Below are 24820 nucleotides of genomic sequence, written 5' to 3' on the forward strand. Positions count from 1 at the left end.
TCGTGATCTCGGCTTCCGAGCCGGAGGCAGACCGCCGCACCTGGAGGTATCCGCCGTGTCCCTGTCCGCCGTCCTCCCGGCCGCCGGCCCGTCGCCGTCGCCGTCGCCCTCCGGGACGACGGGTCCGTCGGTCCCCTCGCTCCAGGACGCCCAGGAGAGCGCGACGAACGCCGCGAGCTGGGTGGAGGAGAACTGGTCGACGTGGCTCGCGATCGGCCTTCGCGTCCTGCTGATCGTCGTGATCGCCGCCGTGCTCCGCGCGATGGTGCGGCGGGGGATCACCAAGCTGATAGACCGCATGAACCGCACGGTCCAGGCGGTGGACGGCACCGCGCTGGGCGGCCTGCTGGTCAACGCCGAACGCCGCCGCCAGCGCTCGCAGGCCATCGGCTCGGTCCTGCGTTCGGTGGCGAGCTTCGTGATCCTGGGCACCGCCGCCCTGATGGTCCTGGCCACGTTCCAGATCAACCTGGCCCCCCTGCTGGCCTCCGCCGGTGTCGCGGGCGTCGCGATCGGTTTCGGCGCCCGCAACCTGGTCACCGACTTCCTCTCCGGCGTCTTCATGATCCTGGAGGACCAGTACGGCGTCGGCGACACCATCGACGCGGGCGTGGCCTCGGGCGAGGTCATCGAGGTCGGTCTGCGCGTGACCAAGCTGCGCGGCGAGAACGGCGAGATCTGGTACGTCCGCAACGGCGAGGTCAAGCGCATCGGCAACCTCTCCCAGGGCTGGTCGACGGCCGGCGTGGACGTCACCGTCCGCTCCGACGAGGACCTGGACAAGGTCAAGGAGACCATCGGCGCCGTCGGCGAGCGCATGGGCAAGGAGGAGCCCTGGAACGAGATGCTGTGGAGCCCGATCGAGGTCCTGGGCCTGGACAGCGTCCTGCTCGACTCCATGGTGGTCCGCGTCTCCGCCCGGACGATGCCGGGCAAGTCCCTGACCGTCGAACGCGAACTGCGCTGGCGCATCAAGCGCGCCTTCGACGCGGCCGACATCCCCATCGTCGGCGGGGCCACCGCCCCCGCCGAGGAGGCCCCGGCCGCCGACCCGGCGGCGGCGGTCGCACCCCCGTCGGCCTACGCCAGCACGTCGTCCCCGCAGTCGCTGACGGCCTCCCCCCTGACGCCGCCGAACACGGTCAAGTAACCGTCCCCGTCCCGTGCGGCCCCAGCGCACCCCGCCGGAGCCGCACGGGCACCGCGGGCGCCCCGCGCGCGACCGCCGGAGGCAGGCCGCCGCCGGGAACCGAACCGCCTCGTCCGGCGTGTTCGCGGACAGGGGCGGTCGCGGAATTCCGCGACCGGTCCACGATCCTGCACGTTCCGGCAAGATCCCGCGAAGGCCGCTGCGGATCCCGGTTCCGCCAGCGATACTTGCGGCGACGGGTGACCACGGGGGAGGTCGGCAGTGACGCACACGCTGGACAACGGCCCGGCACACCCGGGCGGCACCCCCGCCGTCCCGTCCGCTCCCGTCCCGCCGCCGGGCCCCCGCCGCACCGCCTTCGCCGAGGGCGCCGGCCGGCTGCGCGCCGCCGCCACCACCGAGCCCGGCCGGCTGCGCGTCATCGGCGCCGTCCTCGCCCTCCTCGTCGCCGCCTTCGGCGCCGTCACCGCCTGGCAGGCCACCGGCCGCGCCGGCGCCGCCGACGACGTGCTCACCGGCAGCCAGCCCCTCAGTTCCGGCGCCGCCGACATCTACCGCTCCCTGGCCGACGCCAACACCGCCGCCGCCGGCGGGTTCCTCGCCGGCGGCCAGGAGACCGAGGCGTCCCGCGAGCGCTACGAGGAGGGCATCCGCACGGCCGCCGCCAAGCTCGTGCGGGCCGCCGCCGACTCGGACCCCGGCTCCCCCGCCGCCGCGACCGTCACCCGCCTCAACCGCCTGCTGCCGGAGTACAAGGGCCTGATCGAACGCGCCCGCACCTACAACCGCCAGGGCTTCCCGGTCGGCGGCGCCTACCTGCGCTACGCCAACGAGAAGATGCAGGAGGAGATGCTCCCGGCGGCGGAGGCCCTCTACCGGAGCGAGAACCGGCGCCTGCGCGGCGACTACGCCGACGCCACGCCCCGCCCCTGGGCGGCGATCGCCCTCGGCGCCCTCGCCCTGGCCGCCCTGGCCTGGGCGCAGCGCCGCACCTACCTGCGCACCCACCGGGTCCTCAACCCCGGCCTGGTCGCCGCCACCGCCGCCACCGCCGCCGCCCTGCTGTGGCTGGTCGTCGGCCACGGCGTCGCCCGCGCCCACCTCGATGCCTCCCGCGAGCACGGCGTCCGCTCCCTGGAGGTGCTGCACGAGGCCCGCATCGCCTCCCTCAAGGCGCGCGGCAACGAGAACCTGACCCTGGTGGCCCGCGGCGCGGAGACCGAGCGGGCCGGCGGTGTCACGTACGACGCCTACGACCGCGACTACCGGCGGGAGATGGGAGTGCTCGCCGACCGGCTGGCCGACGCCGGGCGCCTGGCCGACGACCGGGCGGGCGCGCGGCCGGTCGCGGCGGCGGCCGGTGACGTGAGGGAGTGGCGGAAGCGCCACCGGGCGGCCCGGATCCAGGACGAGAACGGCAACTACCGGCAGGCGCTGGCGAAGGTGATCGGCGGCGAGGGCGCCACGGGCGAGTGCTTCGACGGCGTCGTCTCCCGTCTCGCCGCCGCCCTGGCCCACGAGGAGAGCGAGTTCGAGCGGGCGGCCCGGGCCGGCCGGGACGCGATGGCGGGCCTGCCGGCGGGGGCCGCGGTCCTCGGCGTCCTGGGCGCGGCCGGCGCGGTGCTGGGCATCGGCCGCAGGTTGTCGGAGTACCGGTGAACGTGTCGGGAAACAGGGGGAAGTGCCGGAGTACCGGGGGAAGGGAGGACCGGTGGAAGGGGGTGTGAGGATGCGTGCGCGACGGCTGCGGGCCAGCCTGAGGGGCTGGGGCGGAGTGGGTGCGATGGCGGTCGTCTGCGCCCTCGCGGTGGCTTTCGCCCTGCTGCTGCCGGCGGCCCGGTCGCACGGCGGCGTCGGCGGCGCGGACGGCGGCCGGGGCGCCGCCCAGGGCAGCCGGGCGCGGGCGGCGCAGGAGTGCACGGACCCGGAGAAGCAGACGCTCCCCCCGTCCTCGCAGGACGGGCCGACGATCACGACGATCAAGGAACGCCCGGGCGGCAAGCGCAAACTGGTCGTCGGCGTCGACCAGAACAGCTACCGCTGGGGCTACCGCGACCCCAACGGCGGCGACGACGCCGAACTGGAGGGCTTCGACATCGACCTGGTCCGCCGGATCGCCGAGGACATCCTCGGCGACCCCGACGCGGTCCAGTTCAAGGCGATCCCCACCGACCAGCGCATCCCGGCGATCCGGGACGGCCGGGTGGACATGGTCGTCCGCACCATGACGATCAACTGCGACCGCATCCAGGACGTCGCCTTCTCCGCTCCCTACTTCCGCAGCGGCCAGCAGATCCTGGCGCCCAAGTCCTCGCCGATCACGGGTTACAACGGCACGCTGGCGCACAAGAGGATCTGCGCGGCGGCGGGTTCGACGGCGTACAGCACGCTGGAGGCGCACCGCAGGAGCGGCAGGCTCGTGGCCTCCGCCGACTTCTCCACCACCGTGCCCAGCCAGCTGGACTGCCTGGTCCGGCTGCAACTCGGCGAGGTGGACGCGGTGGTCACCGACAGCGCGCTCGCCGCGAGCCAGGCCGCGCAGGACCCGACGGTGGAGCTCAAGGGGAAGGCGTTCACCACCGAGTACTACGGCGTGGCGATGAAGAAGGACGCCGACGATCTGGTACGCCGGGTCAACCGGATCCTGGTGGACTTCCGCGAGGACGGGGCGAACGGCTGGCAGGCGTCGTACGACAAGTGGCTGTCGGCGACACTGGGCGACGACGAGACGGCGTCGAAGCCCCCGGCGCCGGAGTACCTGCGCAGGAGCTGACGGCGCCGCGAGCACCACCACGACCACCCACGGCAGCGAGAGGCGGGAGGCGACCGATGGGCGTCACGGAATCCACCGGGCCGGTGATGGACCGGGACGAGGTGGACCGTGCGCTGGCGCGGCTCGGCGCGGAGCACGAGGCGGTCGAGACCTCGCTCCTGGCCCTCCAGGACCACGCGGGCCGCCGGCTCCTCGAAGGCGCCGCCCTGACCGGCGTCACCGCGGAGCGCTGGCGGGCCACGGAGGCGTCGATCACGCTGCTGTGGACGTACTTCGACGCGTACACGGACGCGCTGCGCACCGCCCGGGAGGTCCGCGCCCGCCGCCGCTGGTCCAGCCGTGAGGACCTGGCGGAGCTGACGGAGCTGCTGCGCGGCGAGTGCGTCACGGTCGCGGGCGGCGCGGTGGCGGCCGCCGGCGCCCCCGCGGAACACGGCGCTCCGGGCCGCCTGAGCGAGCGCTTCACGCTGGCCGCCCTCGTGGACCGGATGAACGAGCTGTACGCGGTGTCGCTGGACGTGGTGGTGGCCGCCGACGCGGTCTGGTCGGCGCTGCCCGCCCGCATCGACCTGCTCGCCGCCGAACTCCAGCGCACCCGCAAGCTGGCGCACTCCGTCGGCGTGCGCCCCGGCGAGCACCCGGCCGGCGACGATCTGGAGCGCATCACGCGCACGCTGACGAAACTGCGCGGGCAGGTGGTGTCGGACCCGCTGGCGTTCTGGCGTCCGGCCGAGGGCAGTTCGGCCCCGGGCGGCGGCAGACCGGACACCACGGTGTACGACCGGGAGGCGCGCGCGCTGGAGGACGTACGCCGCGAGATCGACGCCGTCCTGGCGGTCCGTCAGGACGCGGAGCAGCGGATCGTGCGGCTGCGGGACGTCCTCAGCCGCGCGGACCGCACGCTCGCCGAGGCGCGCGCCGCGCGCGGCGAAGTCCTCGCGAAGATCGCCGCGACGGAGGTGCCGGTGGTCAGCGGCCCGCCGACCGCGCTGCAGGAGCAGCTGGCGACGGCCGCCGAGCACCGCAGGCACGCCCGGTGGCACCGCCTCTCCCCGCTGCTGGAGTCCCTGGAGCAGAAGGCGGAGGACGAACTGCTGCGCGCCCGCGAGTCGCTGGCCGCGGTCACCGCGCCCCTGGCGGTCCGCGCCGAGTTGCGCGGCCGTCTGGACGCGTACAGGGCGAAGGTGGCCCGGCACGGCCTGGCGGAGGACCCCGAGCTGGTCGAGCGGTACGAGAGGGCGCGCCGCATGCTGTGGAGCGCGCCCTGCGACCTGCGCGCCGCCGAACAGGCCGTGCTGCGCTATCAGCAGGCGGCGGCCGAGATGCTCGGCACGGCCCCGCGCGTCCCGGGGCAGGGGGGTCCGCGCGACGCCGGGGGGGCGGACGCGTGAGCGAGGAGGGGGAGGCAGCGTGACGGGTGAGGCACCGCGGTCCTGCCGGCGTCCCGGCTGCGACGGCACGTACGAGGACGTGGGCGGGGGCGAACTGTACTGCGGCACCTGCGGTCTGGCGCCGGTCGCGGCGGCGTCGGAGTCTCCCCCGCCCGAACGGGGCCGAGGGCTCGGGGAAGGCGCGGCGGGCTTTGTGCCGGCGGGCGAGACCGGCGCCCGCGGCTCGGCGGACAGCGGCGGTTCCCGCACGTCGTCGCACTCGTCGCGGCCGTCGCGGTCCTCCAGGTCCCGCCGCTCGGTGTCGGGCCGGCTCTCCCGTTCCCTGTCGGGCCGGCCGACGAGCCGCTCGGTGTCGGTGCGCAGCTCCGGGTCGGCCGCCGGCTCCTCCGCGCGCGGGCGGCTGGGAGCCGGACTCGTGGAGGTGCCGCCGGTCCCGCGGCCCGACCCGCGGTCGGTGGTGCTGCGGGACCCGGAGGTGCCGGAGCGCAGGCGGTTCTGCTCGCGGTCCGGCTGCGGGGCTCCGGTGGGCCGTGCCCGCGCGGACCGTCCGGGGCGCACGGAGGGCTTCTGCACCAAGTGCGGCCACCCGTACTCGTTCGTCCCGAAGCTGCGGGCCGGGGATGTCGTGCACGGCCAGTACGAGGTGGCCGGCTGCCTGGCGCACGGCGGCCTCGGCTGGATCTACCTCGCCGTGGACCGGGCGGTCTCCGACCGCTGGGTGGTGCTCAAGGGCCTGCTGGACACCGGCGACCAGGACGCGATGGCCGCGGCGATCTCCGAGCGGCGCTTCCTCGCCGAGATCGAGCACGCCAACATCGTGCGGATCTACAACTTCGTCGAGCACCTCGACCAGCGCACCGGCTCCCTCGACGGCTACATCGTCATGGAGTACGTCGGCGGCAAGTCGCTGAAGGAGATAGCCGACGCGCGCCGCGCCCCGGACGGCGGGCGGGACCCGCTGCCGGTGGAGCAGGCGTGCGCGTACGGCATCGAGGCGCTGGAGGCGCTCGCGCACCTGCACGGACGCAACCTGCTGTACTGCGACTTCAAGGTCGACAACGCGATCCAGACCGGGGACCAGCTGAAGCTGATCGACATGGGCGCGGTGCGCCGGATGGACGACGAGGAGTCGGCCGTCTACGGCACGGTGGGCTACCAGGCGCCGGAGGTCGCGGAGGTGGGCCCGTCGGTCGCCTCCGACCTGTACACCGTCGCCCGCACCCTCGCCGTCCTCACCTTCGACTTCCGGGGCTACACCAGCGTCTACGCCGATTCGCTGCCGGACCCCGACTCCGTCGAGGTCTTCCGCCGGTACGAGTCCTTCTACCGCCTCCTGGCGCGTGCCACCGATCCCGACCCGGCCCGCCGGTTCGCCTCCGCGCAGGAGATGGCCGAGCAGCTGACGGGCGTGCTGCGCGAGGTCGTCTCGCTCCGGACGGGCCGCGCGCGGCCCGCCCTGTCGACGCTGTTCGGCCCCGAGGTGCGGGTCACGGACACGGAGCTGTTCCCGGAACTGGACGGGGAGGTGTCGCGGCTGGGGGCACGGGCGGTACCGGGGCGGTGGCGGCGCCGCGGGAACGCCGCCACCGCCCCGCCGGCCACGGCACCGCCCTCCGCACCCGCACCCGCACCCACACCCCACCCGTCGGCCCCTTCGGCCACGCCCCCCGGCCCGCCCGCTCCCGGACCCGGCGCTCCCCCACCACCCGGCGAGCGGCCCGGCGACCCCCCGTACGGCACCGCGGGGCTGGTCGAGCCCGTCGACGCCCCGGCCGCCGCGCTCGCCCTGCCGGTGCCGCACGTCGACCCGGACGACCCCGACGCCGGTTTCCTGGCGGGCCTCCTGGCGTCCGCGCCGGCCGAGTTGCTCGGGGCGCTGGCCGCGGCGCCGGCGCCCTCGGCCGAGACCCGGCTGCGGCAGGTCCGGGCCTGGCTGGAGACCGGTGAGGCGCGCACCGCGCTGGAGGCCCTGGCCGCGCTGGAGGACGAACGGCCCGACGACTGGCGGGTGGTGTGGTACCGGGGCGTGGCCGCGCTGGTGACCGGCGACCACGAGGGCGCGGCCCTGGCGTTCGACGCGGTCTACGACGCCTTCCCGGGCGAGGTCGCGCCCAAGCTGGCGCTCGGCCTGTGCGCGGAGGTGCTGGGCCAGGCGGACAACGCCGCCGAGTACTACCGCCTGGTGTGGTCGACCGACCCGAGCCATGTGAGCGCCGCCTTCGGTCTGGCCCGCGTCCGGCTGGCGACCGGTGACCGCGACGGCGCGGTGCGGACGCTGGAGTCGGTTCCGGAGTCCTCCATCCACTACACCGCCGCACGCGTGGCGGCCGTACGGGCCAGGCTGCGGCGGCCCGCGGCGGCCCCGGCCGACGTACCGTCCCTGGACGACCTGACCGCCGCCGCGCGGCAGGTGGAGGCGCTGGACGCGTACGGCCTGGATCCGGCGCGCCGGGAGCGGTTGTCGGCCGAAGTCCTCGGCCGCGCGCTGGACTGGGTACTCTCCGGGGGCCAGGGTTCCGTCCCTGCCCCGGGCTCGCCGCCTTCGAGCAGCGGGGACCCCCATGCCGCCGGGGGACGGACGCTGCTCGGCAGCGGCCTGGACGAACGGGGCCTGCGTTTCGGCCTGGAGCGGGCGTACCGCACGCTCGCCCGGCTGGCGCGGGGCGGCGAGGAGAGGATCGACCTGGTGGAACGTGCCAACCGTTACCGCCCCCGAACGTGGGTGTAGTTGATGTCGCAGATGCCTCAGCGGGCCGCTTTGCCGACGTGTCCGAGCTGTGCGGAACCCCTGGAGCCGGGGGACCGTTTCTGCGGTGCGTGCGGATACGACCTGTCCGCCGTGCCGGCGCACCCCGGGGACGGCCCGACGATCGCCCTGAACGGCTCGGCCCCGGACCGTCCGGCCGGGGTGGCGTGGCCCGTGGCCCCGGAGACGGACGGCTCCGGGCGCCCCGTCCCGGTGCACCGGCCGGCGGACCTGCCGGGCACGGACCCGGGCGGCGGCTTCCCGGCCGCCGAACCCGTGTGGCCCTCCCAGTCGCCGCCGTCCGCGCAGGCGCCGGTTCCGCCGCCTGCGCGGACGCCGCCGTTGCCGGCCCAGGCCCCGCCGCCCCGGCCGCCGTACCCCCCGGCGGGCGCTCCGCAGGCCCCCGTCCCGCCGCCCCCGGCCCACCCGCCGGCCCCCGCCTCCGGCGTGCGCCTCGACCGCCCGCAGGAACCCGAGGAGTACCCGTTGCAGACGCCGGACCCGCGCACCTCCCCCGACCTTCCGACGCCCGCACCGGAACCGGCCGCCGGCGCCGCGGTGTGCGTGGCCTGCCGCGCCGGCCGGGTCGGCGCCGACGGCTACTGCGAGAACTGCGGGCACGCCCAGCCCCGCGAACGCGACCACATGGAGCAGGAGTCGGGTCCGGTCGCCGCCGTCAGCGACCGCGGCCTGCGCCACCACCGCAACGAGGACGCGTTCGCCGTCGGCCACACCGCCCTGCCCGACGGCTCCCCGGCCGCCGTGGCGATCGTCTGCGACGGCGTGTCCTCGGCGACCCGCCCGGACGACGCCTCCCTGGCCGCGTCCCGCGCGGCCGGCGAGTCGCTGCTGGCGGCCCTCCCCCGGGGCACGCACCCCCAGCAGGCCATGCACGACGCGATCGTCGCCGCCTCCCGGGCCGTCGACTCGCTGGCGAACGAGCCCGCCACGGCCCGCGAGCACGCCCCGCACCACAACGCCCCGGCCTGCACCCTGGTCGGCGCGGTGGTGACGGGCGGCCTGCTGGTCGTCGGCTGGGTCGGCGACAGCCGCGTCTACTGGGTCCCGGCGGACCGGAGCGCCCCCGCGGCCCGGCTCACCGAGGACGACTCGTGGGCGGCGCAGATGGTCGCCGCGGGCCTGATGGGCGAGGCCGAGGCGTACGCCGACGAGCGCGCCCACGCGATCACCGGCTGGCTCGGCGCGGACTCCTACGAACTGGAGCCGCACACCGCCTCCTTCAAGCCGGACCGCCCCGGCGTGGTCGTGGTGTGCACGGACGGCCTGTGGAACTACGCGGAGTCGGCCGAGGAGATGGCCCGGGTGGTGCCCCCGGACGCCGCCGTGAACCCGCTGCACAGCGCCCGGGTCCTGGTCGGCCACGCCCTGGACGGCGGGGGCCACGACAACGTAACAGTGGCCGTCGTGCCGTTCCCGGTCCCGCCGCAGGGGGCAGGATCGCTCTGAGGCCGCGTACGCGTACGGGACGGGACGCCGCGCACGCGTACGGGGCCCCGCGGGCCGCAGGGGGCGGTCCGTCCCCGGCCCGGCCCCGGCCCGGCCACGCGGCCGTGGGGCCGCCGGGGGGACGCGAAGGGGGATGTACGCAGGCATGGCCAATTTCTCGAAGCCGAACGTGCCGCGGTTCTCGGTGGACGTCTACCAGAACGAGTACCTGCCGGAGGGCGGCCGTGAGGTCGACGCCATCGTCACGGTGACCGCGACCGGGGGCGGCACGGTCGGGAGCGCGGTCACCGCGCCGCACCTGTACGCGCCCGGGCGGGGCCCGTCCGCGGCCGTGGCGCTGATGGTCGACTGCTCGGGGTCGATGGACCACCCGCCCGCCAAGATGCGCAACGCCCGCGACGCGACGGCCGCCGCGGTCGACACCCTGCGCGACGGCGTGCACTTCGCGGTGATCGGCGGCACCCACGTGGCCGAGGAGGTCTACCCGGGCGGCGGCCGGCTGGCGGTCGCCGACGCCACCACCCGCGAGCAGGCCAAGCGGGCGCTGCGCCGGCTGGGCGCGGGCGGCGGCACCGCCATCGGGACCTGGCTGCGGCTCGCCGACCGCCTGCTGTCGTCGGCGGACGTCGCGATCCGGCACGGCATCCTGCTCACCGACGGGCGCAACGAGCACGAGCCGCCCGAGGACCTGAAGGCGGCGCTGGACGCCTGTGCCGGACGGTTCACCTGCGACGCCCGCGGCGTGGGCACCGACTGGGAGGTGAAGGAGGTCACGGGGATCGCCTCCGCCCTGCTCGGCACCGCCGACATCGTCGCCGACCCGGCCCACCTCGCCGCCGACTTCACGCGGATGATGGAGGAGGTCATGGGCAAGGAGGTCGCCGACGTCCACCTGCGCCTGTGGACCCCGGTCGGCACCACTGTGACATTCGTCAAGCAGGTCGCCCCAACCCTCGAGGACCTGACCGGCCGCCGCACCGAGACGGGCCCGCGCCTCGGGGACTACCCCACCGGTTCCTGGGGCGACGAGTCCCGCGACTACCACATCCGTGTGGAGGTGCCGCCCGCGCGCATCGGCCAGGAGATGCTGGCCGCCCGGGTCTCGCTGGTGGTTCCCCGGCCCGGCGGGAGCGCCCCGGACCCGGACGCCCAGGGCCTCGTGCGAGCCGTCTGGACCGACGACCTGGCCGCCTCGACGTCGATCAACCCGCAGGTCGCCCACTACACCGGGCAGGCCGAACTGGCACAGGTCATCCAGCAGGGGCTCGATCTGCGCAAAGCGGGAGACATCGACGGGGCGACGGCCAGACTGGGCCGGGCCGTCCAGTTGGCCGGCGCGTCCGGGAACGCGGATACTGCGAAACTGCTTTCGAAGGTGGTGGACGTGGTCGATGCCGCGACCGGTACTGTGCGACTGAAGGCGAAGGTCACGGAGGCCGACGAGATGACACTCGAGACCCGGTCCACGAAGACCGTTCGCGTGAAGAAGTGACCTGAGAAGCAGTGCTCCGAGAAGCAGTGGTCTGAGAAAGGGAAGCGCCGACATGCCGACCTGCCCGAACGGACACCAGTCGGGTTCCGACGACTGGTGCGAGGTCTGCGGTCACCGCATGGCCGGTGCCGTGCCTCCGCCGCCCCCGCCGCCCCCGGCCGGCGGCGGTTACGGTTTCCCTCCGCCCGGTGGGCAGCCGGGGGCGCGTGGCCCCATGGGCGCCGCGCCGGGTCCCGAGCCGGAGTTGTGCCCGCAGTGCCGTACGCCGCGCGAGGGCGGCGCGCCCTTCTGCGAGGAGTGCCGGTGGAACTTCCTGACGAACACCGCGACCTCGTACACCCCGGCCGCGCCGCGCCCGCCGGAGCCCGGCCCGGGTCCGCGCTTCCCGCAGCCGCCCGGCCCGTCGTTCGGCGGTGACGCGTACGAGTACCAGGGCTCCCGCCCGTCGCGGGTGAACCGGCCCGCCGAGCCGATCCCGCCGGGTCCGCCCTTCGGCAACGGACCGTCGGGCCCCGGCGGCCCGGGCGGCCCCTCCGGTTTCGGCGCCGACCCCGCGCGGCCGGTTCCGCCGCCGCCCGGCCCCACCCCGCCCCCGCCGCCCGGCCGGGGCGCGACCGGGGGCGCCCCGCAGGCGTTCCGGGAGCCGGGCCGGCCCGGTCAGGACACGGCCGAAGGCGCCCCGCAGGCCTTCCAGCAGCCGGACGGGCCCGGCCAGCCCGGCCCGTCCGAACAGCCCGGTCAGCACGGTCAGCCCGGCCAGTCCGGTCCGTCCGCGCAGTCCGGGACGGCGGGTCCCCCCGCCCCGCCCGCGTTCCCGCGGAGGACCGGCCGGCCCCGGCCGGGCGGCCCGTCCTCCGACGGCGGTGACGACGACTGGGTGATCCCCCCGCCATCGGGCCCCGGCCCCGGCCAGGACGGCCCCGGTGGTCCCGGCGGACCGTCCGGCGGCCCCGGCTCCGGCCAGGGCGGCGGCTACGGCTACCCCCAGCCCGGCTCCGGCCAGGGCGGCTACGGCTACCCCCAGCCGGGCTCCGGCCAGGGCGGCTACGGCTACCCCCAGCCCGGCTCCGGCCAGACCCCGCCCCCGCCGCCCGGCCCCGGCTTCCCCCACCAGCCGCAACAGCCGCAACAGCCGCAGCGGCCCCAGCCGCCGCAGCAGCCTCAGCAGCCGGCGACCTGGACGGCGACCATCGGCCCGGACCGCGAGTACTTCATGGCGATGATGCAGCGCTCCGGCCCCGAGGCCGCCGGCCTGAACCTGCCCGCGTACTCGCCCGAGCAGCAGCGCGCGCTCACCGGCAGCCAGGTCACCATCGGCCGCCGCCGCCACTCCACCGGCGACACCCCCGACATCGACCTGTCGGTGCCGCCGGAGGACCCGGGCGTCTCGCACCAGCACGCGGTGCTGGTGCAGCAGCCGGACGGCAGCTGGGCGATCGTCGACCAGAACTCGACCAACGGCACCACGGTCAACGGTGCGGAGGAGCCCATCCAGCCCTTCGTGCCGGTGCCGCTGCAGGACGGCGACCGGGTGCACGTGGGCGCCTGGACGACGATCACCATCCGGCGCGGGTGAACCGGGTCAGGGCAGGGGCCAGGTGTACGGCCCCCGCGGGTCGTCCAGCCACGCCCAGGCGCGCTCGCCGCGGACGGTGACGCCGTACCGCTCGCGGCGGGGCGCGCCCGCGCGCTCCCACAGCACGTACGCCGCCCGCGGGGCGAGCCCGCCGCCGGTCAGCGCCAGCAGGAACCGGAACAGGTCGTCCTGCCGGGCCCTGCGGGGTACGTCGCCCGGATCGCCCGGCGCGTACGGGTCCGGCACGGGCGGGCCGCCGCGCAGGGGCACGAAGTAGGCGGGCGTGTCCAGGAAGCGTCCCTCGGCGTGGGCGCCGTCGTGCACGGTGAGCGCGACCAGGCCGGTGGCGAGCGGGACGAGGATCCGGCCGCCCGGGCGGCACTGGGCGAGCCAGGCGCGCGGGACCGACGAAAGCGCGCAGGTCGCGATGATCCGGTCGAAGGGGGCGCGCTCCGGTACGCCGCGCGCGCCGTCGCCGGTGACGACGACCGGGTGGTACCCGGCGGCGTCCAGGTGCCGGCGGGCGGACTCGGTGATCTCCGGGTCCAGGTCGACGGTGGTGACCAGGCCGTCGCCGAGCCGGTGGGCGAGCAGGGCCGCGTTGTAGCCGGTGCCGGTGCCGATCTCCAGGACCCTGTCGCCGTCCCGTACCTCCAGCTCCGCCAGCATCAGGGCCATCAGTGACGGCTGGCTGCTGGAGGAGAGCAGTTCGCCGTCGCGCAGCCGGGTGGCGAGCGGGGTGTCCTCGTAGGCGCCGCGCAGCCAGCGCTCACGCGCGGCAGGGTCGGGGTGCTCGCCCCAGCGGCGTTCGCAGCCCCCTGCGGCGGCGACGTAGTAGTACGGCACGAAGAGGTGGCGCGGGACGGCCTCGAACGCCTCCCGCCACACCGGGTCGCCGGCCCAGGCGCCGCTCCGCTCGATCCCGCGCACCAGCTCCGCCCGCGCGAAGGCGGCGAGGCCGTCCGGGTCCGTGCCCCGGCCCTCGTCCCGGACCCCGTCCCCGTCGCCCATGCCCCCACAGTAGAACGCTCCCCGGCGAAGCGTCCCGGGCCGGGCCCCGGCCGGGTCCTGGGTCTTGAGTCCTAGGCCGTCGTGTCTGAGACCATGGAGGGCGTGAATGAGATTCGGCGCGGCACGCTTCAGGAGCAGACCTTCTACGAACAGGTCGGCGGGGAGGAGACCTTCCGCCGGCTCGTCCACCGCTTCTACCAGGGAGTCGCCGAGGACCCGGTCCTGCGGCCGATGTACCCCGAGGAGGACCTGGGCCCGGCCGAGGAGCGTCTGACGCTGTTCCTGATCCAGTACTGGGGCGGCCCGACGACCTACAGCGAGAACCGCGGCCACCCCCGGCTGCGCATGCGCCACGCCCCCTTCACCGTCGACCGGGCGGCGCACGACGCCTGGCTGAAGCACATGCGGGTCGCCGTCGACGAGCTCGGCCTGTCCGAGGAACACGAGCGGACGCTGTGGAGCTACCTGACGTACGCCGCGGCGTCGATGGTGAACACGCCCGGCTGACGGCCCGGACCGAGGTGGCCCCGGGGCCCGGCGGACGCAGCGGTCCGCCGGGCCCCGGGGCCGATCGCCCCGTACGGGCCGTCGCTCAGCGCACGCTGAGGCCCAGTCCGCCCAGGCCCGACCGCCGCACGGCGACGGACCCGTAAGGCGTGCGCAGCCGCAGCCACGCCCCGGAGGAGAACAGCCCGAGGCCGTCCCCCTCCTGCCGCCCCGCGGGCCGCAGGAAGCCCAGGGACTGCGCCGCGTGCACGGCCCGCACCGGCAGCCCGGTCTCCCCGACCGTGCGGGACCAGATCTCCCGCCCGATCCGGTCGAATTCGGCCCGCGTGCGCCGCTCGGGCGCCAGCTCCCGCGTACGGACGCGGAATTCGGTGACGCCGGCGGCGACGAGCCCGCGCAGCGCGTCCGGGGCGGGCAGCCCCGGCTCGGGCCGCCAGCCGCCGCGCGGCGGCAGCACGCCCGCCCACGGCGGGCCGGTCACCGCGCCGGGGACGGCCGCCGTGGCGCCGGCCTCGTCCACCGACTCCAGCAGTTCACCGGCGGAGACGGTCGCGTCGAGGGCGGCGTCGAGCCCGTTCTCGTACGGCTTGGCCAGCCGCGCCGCGCGCACCGCCAGCACCTCGAAGGACGGTGGCCGCCCGAAGACGGCCAGCGCCGTGCCGGCCGCCTGGAGCCGGACGGCGGCGGACCGGTCGTAGTGGAGCAGCCGGGAGAGGAAGGCCGCGAGGTCCGCCGCCTCCCCCTCGTCGGCCAGGTGGAGCACCGTCATGCGGCGACGGCCTCCTCCTCGTCGTCCATGTACTCGCGGAGGAACTCCCGTTCCTCCGCGGTGATCCGGCGGGGCCGCTGCGCCTCGAAGTCGAACGGCACGATCACCGTGGAGGCCCGGACGTAGACCTGGTCGCCGTCCTTCACCTCGTAGGCGAGGGTGAAGGACGCGGCCCGGATCTGCGTGACCCACAGCTCGATGTCGACCGGGGCGTGCCGGTGCACGAGCTGCCGCTTGTAGTCGATCTCGTGGCGCGCCACCACCGACCCTTGCTGGAAATCCTTGTCCGGGCGGAACAGGAAGTCGATACGGGCTTCTTCCAGGTAGCGCAGGAAGACCACGTTGTTGACGTGACCGTACGCGTCCATGTCCGCCCAGCGCAGCGGGCAGCGGTAGAGGTGCCGCAAGATCAGCCCCGGGTCAGCTTCTTGTAGGTGGCGCGGTGCGGACGCGCGGCGTCCGGGCCGAGCCGCTCGACCTTGTTCTTCTCGTACGACTCGAAGTTGCCCTCGAACCAGAACCACTTGGAGTCGCCCTCGTAGGCGAGGATGTGCGTGGCGACGCGGTCCAGGAACCACCGGTCGTGGGAGACGACCACGGCGCAGCCGGGGAACTCCAGCAGCGCGTTCTCCAGGGAGCTGAGCGTCTCGACGTCGAGGTCGTTGGTCGGCTCGTCGAGGAGCAGCAGGTTGCCGCCCTGCTTGAGGGTGAGGGCCAGGTTGAGGCGGTTGCGCTCACCGCCGGAGAGCACCCCGGCCGGCTTCTGCTGGTCCGGGCCCTTGAAGCCGAACGCCGACACGTACGCCCGGGACGGCATCTCGACCTGGCCGACGTTGATGTAGTCGAGCCCGTCGGAGACGACCTCCCACAGGGTCTTCTTCGGGTCGATGTTCTCGCGGCTCTGGTCGACGTAGGAGATCTTGACGGTGTCGCCGACCTTGATCGAACCGGAGTCGGGCTGCTCCAGGCCCTGGATCATTTTGAACAGGGTGGTCTTGCCGGCGCCGTTCGGGCCGATGACGCCGACGATGCCGTTGCGCGGCAGCGTGAAGGAGAGGTCGTCGATGAGGACCTTCTCGCCGAAGGCCTTGTTGAGGTTTTCCACCTCGACGACGACGTTGCCCAGCCGCGGGCCCGGCGGGATCTGGATCTCCTCGAAGTCCAGCTTCCGCATCTTGTCGGCCTCGGCGGCCATCTCCTCGTAGCGGGCCAGACGCGCCTTGGACTTGGCCTGCCGCCCCTTGGCGTTGGAGCGGACCCACTCCAGCTCTTCCTTGAGGCGCTTCTGGCGCTTGGCGTCCTTCTGGCCCTCGACCTTGAGGCGGGCGGCCTTGGTCTCCAGGTACTTGGAGTAGTTGCCCTCGTAGCCGTGCAGGCGGCCGCGGTCGACCTCGCAGATCCAGCCGGCGACGTTGTCCAGGAAGTACCGGTCGTGGGTGACGGCGACGACGGTGCCCGGGTACTTGGCCAGGTGCTGCTCCAGCCAGTTCACCGACTCGGCGTCGAGGTGGTTGGTGGGCTCGTCGAGCAGCAGCAGGTCGGGCTGCTCCAGCAGCAGCTTGCACAGCGCGACGCGGCGGCGCTCACCACCGGAGAGGTTGGTGACGGGCCAGTCGCCGGGCGGGCAGCCCAGGGCGTCCATGGCCTGCTCCAGCTGGGCGTCCAGGTCCCACGCCTCGGCGTGGTCGAGCTCCTCCTGGAGCTTGCCCATCTCCTCCAGCAGCGCGTCGGAGTAGTCGGTGGCCATCAGCTCGGCGATCTCGTTGAACCGGTCGAGCTTGCCCTTGATTTCGGCGACGCCCTCCTGGACGTTCTCCAGGACGGTCTTGTCCTCGCTCAGCGGCGGCTCCTGCAGCAGGATGCCGACGGTGTAACCGGGCGTGAGGAAGGCGTCACCGTTGGACGGCTGCTCCAGCCCCGCCATGATCTTGAGGACGGTCGACTTACCGGCCCCGTTCGGGCCGACGACACCGATCTTCGCCCCCGGCAGGAAGTTCAGGGTGACGTCGTCGAGGATCACCTTGTCGCCGTGCGCTTTGCGCGCCTTGCGCATGGTGTAAATGAACTCAGCCAAGAGAAACCGTCCGGCAACTTGAGATCTGGCAGTGGGCAGATACACCCCATCTTGCCTGACCGCCACCCCTGCGGGGAAACTCGTCCCGTCCGGTGGCTCTGACCTGGCCTTTCCGGCCGGCGCCTGAGCCCCGCCGGTCACTGCCGGCCGGCGTCGGTGGGCCCCGGGCGCCCTCGCGGGTTCAGGGGTGATCACCCGACAACCCGCGTCGGTGGGAGCTTCGCCGCTCCTGCTCGTCGTCGCGGGGATGACCACCGCCGCCACTGTGGTGCGTCCGCCGGATGCCCGTGGTGAGCGCCGCCTTCCGGATGCCCGGAAGTCAGGACTCCCCGGCGGTCGCCTGCCGGGATCGCGGCTGCCCACGGCATGGCCGACGGCGACGCCGATCGCCGCCGTGCGGTTCACGACTCCCGCCCCGGTGTGCGGTCCTCCCCCGGAGAGGACGACGGGAGGGCCGGCGGTGAGGTCGTGGTGCTGCTCAGCCGGGATCGCAATCCTGCGCTGCCAGGAAGCCCTGCCGTTGTACCGCGGCCGCCGGAGGACCACCCGGACACGAGCCGTGTCCGGGTGATCAGGCCTGCCGAACGGCAAGCGGAAAGCCGTCGAGGGGCCGGCCCTTCGTGCGAAGCGGTGTACGGCGACTCGTTCGTCGTTGGTGGCGCCGGATCGGACGTGCACCACCGATGTGCCGATCAGCCACTGGTGTGCTGCGCTTCGGCCGGCCCTCGGCGCTGCCGTGCGGCGCGGATTTCCATCAGCGCGACGACGATGGCGGCGGCGTTGAAGGGGAAGGCCGCCGCGTTCGCCACTTCCGGCAGGCCGAAGGCGCGCAGAAGGCTTGCAAGGGTGGAGACGAGGAGCAGGGCCAGCGGAAGACAACGGCGCCACCAGGGAATGTCTTGCATCCGGAACACGGTGACGGAGCCCCACAGGGTGAGGGCGAAGAGGGCGATACCGAGGGCAGCGACGGCGAGGAGCATGGGGTTTCCTGTCGGGCGGTGCAAGGTCGGCTTGCACACTGTGGACCGGTCAGTGCTCAGGCATCATCGTCTGGCGGAGACGATGCGACAGCCGGAGGCGCGGGTGTGGCGTGTCCGGCCCGTCGGCCCGTGCCGGGGGTGCGGTCGAAGTGCGCACCCGGCGGGCCGGTACGCGTGACCGGGCCGCATGGCCGGCTGCGTGGCCGCCGACCATGCGGTCGCCGGCCGGGGGCCTCGTGGCCCGGCCGCCCCCGGCCGCGCGCCGTCTCACTCCCGCGTCCCGGCGTCCTTCCTCCGTATCACCAGCAGCGTCGCGCCGCCGGCGACCATCAGGCCGAGGGCGATGCCGCCGATCAGCGGGGTGACGCCGGAGCCGCCGGTCTCGGCGAGGTTGACGTCCGCGCCGGCGCCGCCGGCCGTGACGGGGGCCGGTTCGCCGAGGATCTGGGTGCTCTGTCCGTCCTTCGACTCGCCGGCCCGGGTCTGGCAGTCGAGGACGCCGGCGAACCGTTTCTCGAAGCCGCCCGGGCCGCTGATCGTGAAGTCGTAGGACTGGTCCTCCTGGAGCGGGACCGCCACCGTCCGGGTCTCGCCGGCGGCGATGCTGTACCCGGTGTCCAGCAGCTCGAAGACGAACGCCTCGTCGCCCTCGTTGACGGCGGTGATGTCGAGGCTGCCCTCGGCGCAGTCCTCCGCCGCGGACAGGGCCGGTACCGGGCCCCGCGCCCCCCAGGCGGCGCTCGCCGACGCCGAGACCGCCGACTCGCTGGAACCGGCCAGGACCTGGGTCTGGCTGCGGCTCTCGGAGGCGAAGGCGCGTCCGACGGGCACGGTGGTCGACGCCTGCGCGGTCAGTTCGGCCGTGCCGGCCGGGGCGTCGTCCGGTATGTCGAAGAAGACCTGGCTGCCGTCGGCGACGGAGGTCACGGCCTCGCCGTTCGCGTCGACGATCCGCACGCCGCTCGTGGCGGCGTCCGCCGGCGGGATCACCGTCGCGCCGCCGGCGTCGGTGTGCACGGTCACCGGTCCGAGCCGTTCGCCGGGACGGCCGGCGACGGCGGGCGGGTCGAGGGTGAGGGAGGCCGCCGGTTCCGCCAGGGCGCGGGCCTTCTCCTCCAGGTAGTCGGCGAGCCGTTCAGCCTGCGGGTCGGCGGCCCGGACCTCCGCGTCGTCGGAGTAGCGCCAGATGGCCACCTGGGTGCCGGCCGCCGCGTCCTGCTCGGTGAGCCCGCCGCGCACCCCCGCCTTCTTCGCGAGCGCCGCGAGGTCGTTGACCTGCGGGTAGGAGTTCTGCAGGATCCAGCGGACGCGGCCCGCGTGCGGGTTGGTGCCCAGCGAGGTGCCGCTCCAGGGGACCTCGTGGTACCTGGCGTCCTCCTGTGTGGGGGTCTGGATGTCGACGCCGTACGTCTGCAGCGTGCCGCCGCCTTCGACGGACATCTCGAACAGGCCGGCCGGCACCTCCTGCTCCCCCGCGGCGCCGTCCAGTACCGCGGTGCCGTAGACCTTCAGGCCGTTCACGGTGGCGGTCGCCCCGTCCCGGCCCTGCGCCGTCCCGTCGGCGGCGGCGGGGCCGGCACCGGCCAGGACGCCGGCGGCGGCGAGTCCGGACACCATGGTCACGGCGGCGAGGCGGACCGCCCCTCGCCCGGTCGCGGGCAGCACGGAGTACGCAGAAAACACCAAATCCCCTTCGAGCAGGACCCGTTGACGTGGGGGGACGGTCCCACCAGCAGAATCAGCAGCCCCGAAGGGCATGTTCGGCATCCTAAGGATGCGGCACCCCGTGCCCCCCGGTGATGCCGTCCGATCACCGATCCGACTCGGAATCGTTATCGCCCCAACGGCTCTGAGCAGGGCTTATCGACAAATCAACCCGGGGGCGTCCCGTGCGTATTTGCCGATAAGCCGCGGTTCGGACAGGGCACCGGGGCGGTCCGGGTATCGCCGGCGTCACGTCACGGAGGCCGGCCGCGCGTCCTGCGGGGCGGGCGCGTCGGCCGTATTCACCGCCTGGTTCTCCCAGTTGGGCTCGGCTTGCAGTGAAGTGACGGACTGATCGGGCTTGTTGGCGCGTCGGAAGGCCGACGTCCCTCGCGCGAGGTCGTGGCCGATCGCCACCGCGTCGATGTCCGCCGAGGTCCGGCTCTGCCCCTCGCGCACGTCCGTCCGCACCTTCAGCCGGCCCTGCACCAGCACGGGGTCGCCCACCGCCAGCGACGCCGCCGTGTTCGTGGCGAGCTGCCGGTTGGTCCACACCGTGAAGAAGTTGGTGTGCCCGTCCGCCCAGGCGTTCCTCTCCCGGTCCCAGTAGCGCGAGGTGACCGCCAGCCGGAAGCGCGCCGACGGGCCGCTCGCCAGTTCCCGGTACACCGGCTGCGTCGCCACGTTGCCCACCGCGCAGACCATCGTCTCGTTCATCCTGCACCCCTCCCGCCGCCCGGACACCGCCGCCGGGCGGATACGCGTACGGGTCCCTCCCGTACGGCCGCCTCGGCACCGACGGCCGCTCCAGCGCCGTACGCGGCCGTCGTGACGACGGCCGCGCGCGGGCACCGCGTGCCGCCGCCTGCCGCGGCGGCCGCGTCCGTCCCGGGGCGGGTCCCCGGGACGGACGCGGTCGCCGTACGGCCAGACTGCCTCCGCCGGGCCGGGGCCGCCGGGCGCTGTGGACGGCCACGCGCCTGTGGAGAACCCGGCCACCCGGACGGGTGAAGTCCGCCCCGCCCCCGAAGGTCCCGGCCGCTCCCGGCCCCGGACCCCGACGGTCCTCGTCACCCCGGCCCCGGACCCGGGGCTACCGCACCCCCGCCCCCGTGACCCGCCCGTACTGCTCCCGCACCTCCCGGTACCGCAGCAGCTCCGCCGCCACCGCGTCCAGCACGCGCGCCCGGCCGCAGCCGGCCGCCGCCTCCCTCAGCCGCCGTTCCGCGTCCTGGCCGTAGCGCCGCGCCGGTCCCCTGGCCGCCATGCGGCAACTCCACTCGATGACGGGACCGCCGACGATGCCGGACAGCATCAGCAGCACCGGCACACCCAGGTTCGGCGACATGACCCCGACGATCTGGCCCAGCAGCCACAGCCCGCCCACGACCTGCACGAGCGTCATGCACGCCTGGGCGAACACGGCCGCCGGCCACCACCCGGGCCGCGGCGGCCGGCCCGGGGGCAGCCCCGCCTTCGCCGCCAGTTCGTCCAGCGCCTCGGGCAGTCCCTGCGCGCCGCGGACGGCCGCCTCGCGCACCGCCTGCGCCCACGGCGCCGGCAGCCCGGCCGACGCCCGGTCGGCGACCGTGCGGACCGCCTGCTCGACACGCTGGCGGGCCGTGGCCTCCTCGTCCGCCTGGGCGCGCAGCGAGAGCTGCCCGGTCGGCGGTTCGCGCCGGTCCAGGTACCAGCGCCACAGCCGCAGCCACGGCGTGCCGCACGCGCGGCCGGCGTTGCGCAGCCAGGCGCGTTCGGCCGCCTCGCCCGCCGCGGTGGCGCCGACCGCGTCCGCGAGCCGGTCCGCGAACTCCTCACGCGCCTCCTCGCTGAGCCCGGCCCGCTGCCTGGTGACGTACACCGGGCGCAACCGCCAGGCGGCGGTGTCCACGTCGGCCGAGACGCGGCGGGCCGGGGCGCCGCGCTCCGAGACGAACTGGCCGAGCGCCTCCCGCAGTTCGCCGACGCCTTCCCCGGTGAGCGCGGACAGCGCGAGCACGTTCGCTCCCGGTTCGCCGTACTCGCCGAGGGCGACGCCGTCCTCGTCCAGCAGCCGCCGCAGGTCGTCCAGGACCTGATCGGCGGCCTCACCGGGCAGCCGGTCGATCTGGTTGAGGACGACGAACATGACCTCCGCGTAGCCCGCCATGGGCCGCAGATAGCGCTCGTGGAGGAGGGCGTCGGCGTACTTCTCGGGATCGACGACCCAGATGACGGCGTCGACCAGCGCCAGGATGCGGTCCACCTGCTCGCGGTGCTGCACGGCCGCCGAGTCGTGGTCGGGCAGGTCGACCAGGACCAGCCCGCGCAGCTGCGAGTCCACGTCCGGGTACTGCAGGGGGCGGCGGCGCAGCCGGCCCGGAATGCCGAGCCGGTCCAGCAGGCCGGCCGCGCCGTCGCTCCAGCTGCACGCGATGGGCGCCGCGGTGGTGGGCCGGCGCACGCCGGTCTCCGAGATGGCCACCCCGGCGAGCGCGTTGAACAGCTGCGACTTGCCGCTGCCCGTCGCGCCGGCGATGGCGACGACGGTGTGCTGCCCCGACAGCCTGCGCCGCGCGGCCGCCTCGTCGAGGACCCGGCCCGCCGCGGCGAGGGTCCGGCCGTCGAGCCGGGCGCGGGAGAGCCCCACCAGCTCGCGCAGCGCGTCCAGGCGCGACCTGAGCGGCCCGTCGTACGCCAGCGGCGCCACGGCCGCCCCGCCGGGCGCCGGCCGGGACACGACGGGCGGCCGCTCCCCGCCGTCGGCCTCGTTCACCCGCCGCGCGATCAGCCCGTCGTCCCAGGCGTCCGCGCCCTCGGACGGGGCGCCGCTCGGCCGGTCCCGCCCCGCGCGGTCGGCACGGTCCACGTCGTCGCCGCGGTCGGCACGGTCCGTGTGGCTCCCGCGGTCGGCACGGCGCGGGGGGCCGCCGTCCCGCACGCGCGCGTGGCCGTCCTCCTCCCGCTCCCGGCGGCGCTCGCCCCGGGCCGCGGCGGCGCCCGCCGCGGAGGCCGCCTCCCCCGGGCGCCCGTCCTCCCCGCCCTGCTCCCCGGAGGACCGGTCCGCACGACGGTCGTCCCCGCGGGCCCTGCCTTTCGTGTGGTCGGTGTGCTCGGTGGGGTCCTGGTCAGTGACGGCGGTCACCGGTCACCTCTCCTTCTGCAGTACGGACAGCGCGGCGATGAGTTCGGCCTGGGGCTCGGGGTGGATGCCGAGGGCGTCGAGCGGGGCGAGCCGGCGCTCGCGCTCGCGGTGCACGACCCGGTCCACGTACTCGGTCAGCAGCCGCCCGCCCCGGTCGCGCAGCCGCAGCGCACCGTGCGCCCCGATCCGCTCGGCGAGCCCCTCCCCCGCGGACCGCGCCCGGCGCCCGCCCAGCAGCGCCGTGGCGACCAGGGCGGCGACGGCCTCGGGATCGGGGGCGACGCTCCGGTCGAGCTCACGCACCTCCTCCTCGGCGTACTCCTCCAGCTCCCGCCGCCACCGCCGTACGGCCAGGCCGATGCGGTGTTCGACACCCTCCGGCGAGGTGCCGCGGTCGGCGAGCTCCGGCGCGCCCGCCGCCGGTTCGCGCCGCCAGACCTCGTCGACGCGCTCGTCGGCGGCGGTGACGGCGCACAGCAGCAGCGCGGCCAGGCTCTCGGCCAGGGCGTCCAGGAGCTCGCCCGCGGAGCAGTCGAGCGGGAACGCCCGCCACCGCTTGAGCGCGTCCCCGGCGAGCACGGCCCCGGCCTGCAGCCGGCGCCGCACGCGCGCGTGCTCGCTGTCGTACGCCCCGTCGACGGCGGCGGTGAGCCGCAGGGCGGCGGCGTACTGCGCGGCGGCGGCACCGGCCAGCTCCGGCATCCGGGACGCGAGGGAGTCGAGGAGGCCGTACGCCGTACGGGCCATGGCGTCCTGCCGGGCCGCGGGATCCTGCGCCCGGTGGACGAGCCACGTCCGCAGCGGCGCCACCGCGGTGGCCGGCAGCAGCCCGCCGCCCCAGGCCGACTCGGGCAGCTCGGGCACGGTGAACCGGGGCACGTCGCCGAGCCCGGCCTTGGTGAGCAGCGCGGCGTACTGCCGCGAGACCTCGGACACCACCTGGTGCGGCACCCGGTCGAGCACCGTGACCAGGGTGGCGTCGTACTCCTTGGCGGTGCGCAGCAGATGCCAGGGGACGGCGTCGGCGTACCGGGCGGCCGTGGTGACCATCACCCAGATGTCGGCGGCGCACAGAAGTTCGGCGGCCAGGAAGCGGTTCTCGGTGACCAGCGAGTCGATGTCGGGCGTGTCGAGGAGGGCGAGGCCGGGCGGCAGGGTGTCGGCGGTCTCGATGCGCAGCACGCGCGCGGGCTTCTCCCCGGACGTCAGCAGGTCGTCGCCGGGGTCCTGGTGGGGCACCCACACGCGCGTGAGGTCGGGCAGGACCCGCATGCCGCTGAACCAGTGGTGATCCTCCGGATGGCAGACCAGGACCGGTGTCCGCGTCGTCGGGCGCAGGACGCCCGCTTCGCTGACCCGGCGCCCCACGAGCGAGTTCACCAGCGTGGACTTGCCCGCCCCGGTGGACCCGCCGATGACGGCCAGCAGGGGCGCGTCGGGCTCTCTGAGGCGGGGCATCAGGTAGTCGTCGAGCTGCGCGAGCAGGTCGTCGCGGTTGGCACGCGCGCGTGGGGCCCCGGGCAGGGGCAGCGGGAAGCGTGCGGCCGCGACACGGTCGCGCAGGGCGGAGAGTGCGTCGAGCAGCTGAGGCCGTACGTCCAAGGTCACCACATGCGAAGAATGCCCAATTTTAGGGGAATTCTGAAGCATATGAGCATGTCTGCGCGCCGACGGAATATAAGGGGCGGAAGGGAGGAGTGGGGCACCAAGGCGGCCCAGGCATAACGAGTGCACAACACCCGATGCGCAGGGCGCCAAAAGCGGTGCACGATTCGCACTTGCCTGCGATTATCAGGACCGCTTCACCGAACCTCCACATCGAGTCGCGGAGGGGAAGCAACCGGGACGAGGAGCCGGGAGCCCTATCCTTGTCCCCGGCGACGCCGCGGATCAGCCCGCCCGGGCACCGTGGCGAAGGCCACCACACCAGGCCCCCGTAGCTCAGTGGATAGAGCAGGCGCCTTCTAAGCGCTTGGCCGCAGGTTCGAGTCCTGCCGGGGGCGCCACGTCCGACCAGCGAAAACGCCCCAGAGGGAATCTCCCCTCCAGGGCGTTT

General features: G+C 75.0%; 18 protein-coding genes and 1 tRNA gene. 10 read left to right on the top strand and 9 right to left on the bottom strand.

What is annotated here, in order from left to right; genetic code table 11:
- Positions 1-55 precede the first annotated feature (55 nt).
- The 8 genes from ACSU6Z_RS09570 (at position 56) to ACSU6Z_RS09605 (ending at position 12595) form a co-directional block, all read left to right on the top strand.
- Positions 56-1150: a mechanosensitive ion channel family protein gene (locus ACSU6Z_RS09570; RefSeq protein WP_437044532.1), complete on the top strand. Its 1095-nt coding sequence runs from the start codon at positions 56-58 to the stop codon at positions 1148-1150.
- A gap of 261 nt (positions 1151-1411) precedes the next feature.
- Positions 1412-2809: a hypothetical protein gene (locus tag ACSU6Z_RS09575; protein ID WP_437044533.1), complete on the top strand. Its 1398-nt coding sequence runs from the start codon at positions 1412-1414 to the stop codon at positions 2807-2809.
- Between the two features lie 70 nt (positions 2810-2879).
- Positions 2880-3923, top strand: coding sequence for a glutamate ABC transporter substrate-binding protein (locus tag ACSU6Z_RS09580; RefSeq protein WP_437044534.1), 1044 nt, complete (start codon positions 2880-2882; stop codon positions 3921-3923).
- 56 nt (positions 3924-3979) lie between these two features.
- Positions 3980-5314 (top strand): hypothetical protein, encoded by a 1335-nt coding sequence (locus tag ACSU6Z_RS09585; RefSeq protein WP_437044535.1) that lies wholly within the window; start codon positions 3980-3982, stop codon positions 5312-5314.
- A 19-nt stretch (positions 5315-5333) separates the two neighbouring features.
- Positions 5334-8042, top strand: a complete 2709-nt coding sequence (locus ACSU6Z_RS09590; RefSeq protein ID WP_437044536.1) for a tetratricopeptide repeat protein — start codon at positions 5334-5336, stop codon at positions 8040-8042.
- Between the two features lie 3 nt (positions 8043-8045).
- Positions 8046-9527 (top strand): PP2C family serine/threonine-protein phosphatase, encoded by a 1482-nt coding sequence (locus tag ACSU6Z_RS09595; protein ID WP_437044537.1) that lies wholly within the window; start codon positions 8046-8048, stop codon positions 9525-9527.
- Between the two features lie 145 nt (positions 9528-9672).
- Positions 9673-11019 (top strand): VWA domain-containing protein, encoded by a 1347-nt coding sequence (locus ACSU6Z_RS09600; protein ID WP_437044538.1) that lies wholly within the window; start codon positions 9673-9675, stop codon positions 11017-11019.
- Positions 11020-11071: 52 nt separating this feature from the next.
- Entirely contained in the window at positions 11072-12595 is a 1524-nt protein-coding gene (locus tag ACSU6Z_RS09605; protein WP_437044539.1) for an FHA domain-containing protein, read from the top strand.
- Positions 12596-12601: 6 nt separating this feature from the next.
- Here ACSU6Z_RS09605 and ACSU6Z_RS09610 read toward each other — a convergent pair whose 3' ends face one another.
- Positions 12602-13606: a methyltransferase domain-containing protein gene (locus tag ACSU6Z_RS09610; RefSeq protein ID WP_437044540.1), complete on the bottom strand. Its 1005-nt coding sequence runs from the start codon at positions 13604-13606 to the stop codon at positions 12602-12604.
- 93 nt (positions 13607-13699) lie between these two features.
- Between ACSU6Z_RS09610 and ACSU6Z_RS09615 the strand changes: the two genes are divergently transcribed.
- Complete coding sequence (locus ACSU6Z_RS09615) at positions 13700-14113, top strand: globin (RefSeq protein WP_437050243.1); 414 nt, start codon at positions 13700-13702, stop codon at positions 14111-14113.
- Between the two features lie 85 nt (positions 14114-14198).
- On the opposite strand, the gene ACSU6Z_RS09620 is transcribed toward ACSU6Z_RS09615, so the two are convergent.
- From ACSU6Z_RS09620 to ACSU6Z_RS09655, 8 genes are all read right to left on the bottom strand, one after another.
- Positions 14199-14882: a hypothetical protein gene (locus ACSU6Z_RS09620; RefSeq protein ID WP_437044541.1), complete on the bottom strand. Its 684-nt coding sequence runs from the start codon at positions 14880-14882 to the stop codon at positions 14199-14201.
- Entirely contained in the window at positions 14879-15289 is a 411-nt protein-coding gene (locus ACSU6Z_RS09625) for an acyl-CoA thioesterase (protein WP_437044542.1), read from the bottom strand. Before ACSU6Z_RS09625 ends, ACSU6Z_RS09620 begins: the two co-directional genes overlap by 4 nt.
- Positions 15290-15291: 2 nt before the next feature.
- A complete protein-coding gene (gene ettA / locus ACSU6Z_RS09630; protein ID WP_437044543.1) occupies positions 15292-16956 on the bottom strand; it encodes an energy-dependent translational throttle protein EttA in 1665 nt (554 codons plus the stop codon).
- Positions 16957-17648: 692 nt separating this feature from the next.
- A complete protein-coding gene (locus tag ACSU6Z_RS09635; protein ID WP_437044544.1) occupies positions 17649-17936 on the bottom strand; it encodes a hypothetical protein in 288 nt (95 codons plus the stop codon).
- Positions 17937-18203: 267 nt separating this feature from the next.
- Positions 18204-19619: a TQXA domain-containing protein gene (locus ACSU6Z_RS09640; RefSeq protein WP_437044545.1), complete on the bottom strand. Its 1416-nt coding sequence runs from the start codon at positions 19617-19619 to the stop codon at positions 18204-18206.
- A gap of 270 nt (positions 19620-19889) precedes the next feature.
- Positions 19890-20357, bottom strand: coding sequence for a single-stranded DNA-binding protein (locus ACSU6Z_RS09645; RefSeq protein WP_437044546.1), 468 nt, complete (start codon positions 20355-20357; stop codon positions 19890-19892).
- Between the two features lie 376 nt (positions 20358-20733).
- Positions 20734-22764: a GTPase gene (locus ACSU6Z_RS09650; RefSeq protein ID WP_437044547.1), complete on the bottom strand. Its 2031-nt coding sequence runs from the start codon at positions 22762-22764 to the stop codon at positions 20734-20736.
- Positions 22765-22767: 3 nt separating this feature from the next.
- On the bottom strand, positions 22768-24375 hold the full coding sequence (locus ACSU6Z_RS09655) for a dynamin family protein (protein WP_437044548.1): 1608 nt from the start codon (positions 24373-24375) through the stop codon (positions 22768-22770).
- Positions 24376-24694: 319 nt separating this feature from the next.
- On the opposite strand from ACSU6Z_RS09655, the gene ACSU6Z_RS09660 reads away from it, so the two are divergent.
- Positions 24695-24770, top strand: a tRNA-Arg gene (locus tag ACSU6Z_RS09660).
- Positions 24771-24820 lie beyond the last annotated feature (50 nt).

Origin of the sequence: Streptomyces sp. enrichment culture, from assembly GCF_964273145.1 — a bacterium.
In the GTDB taxonomy this organism is placed as follows: Bacteria; Actinomycetota; Actinomycetes; order Streptomycetales; family Streptomycetaceae; genus Streptomyces.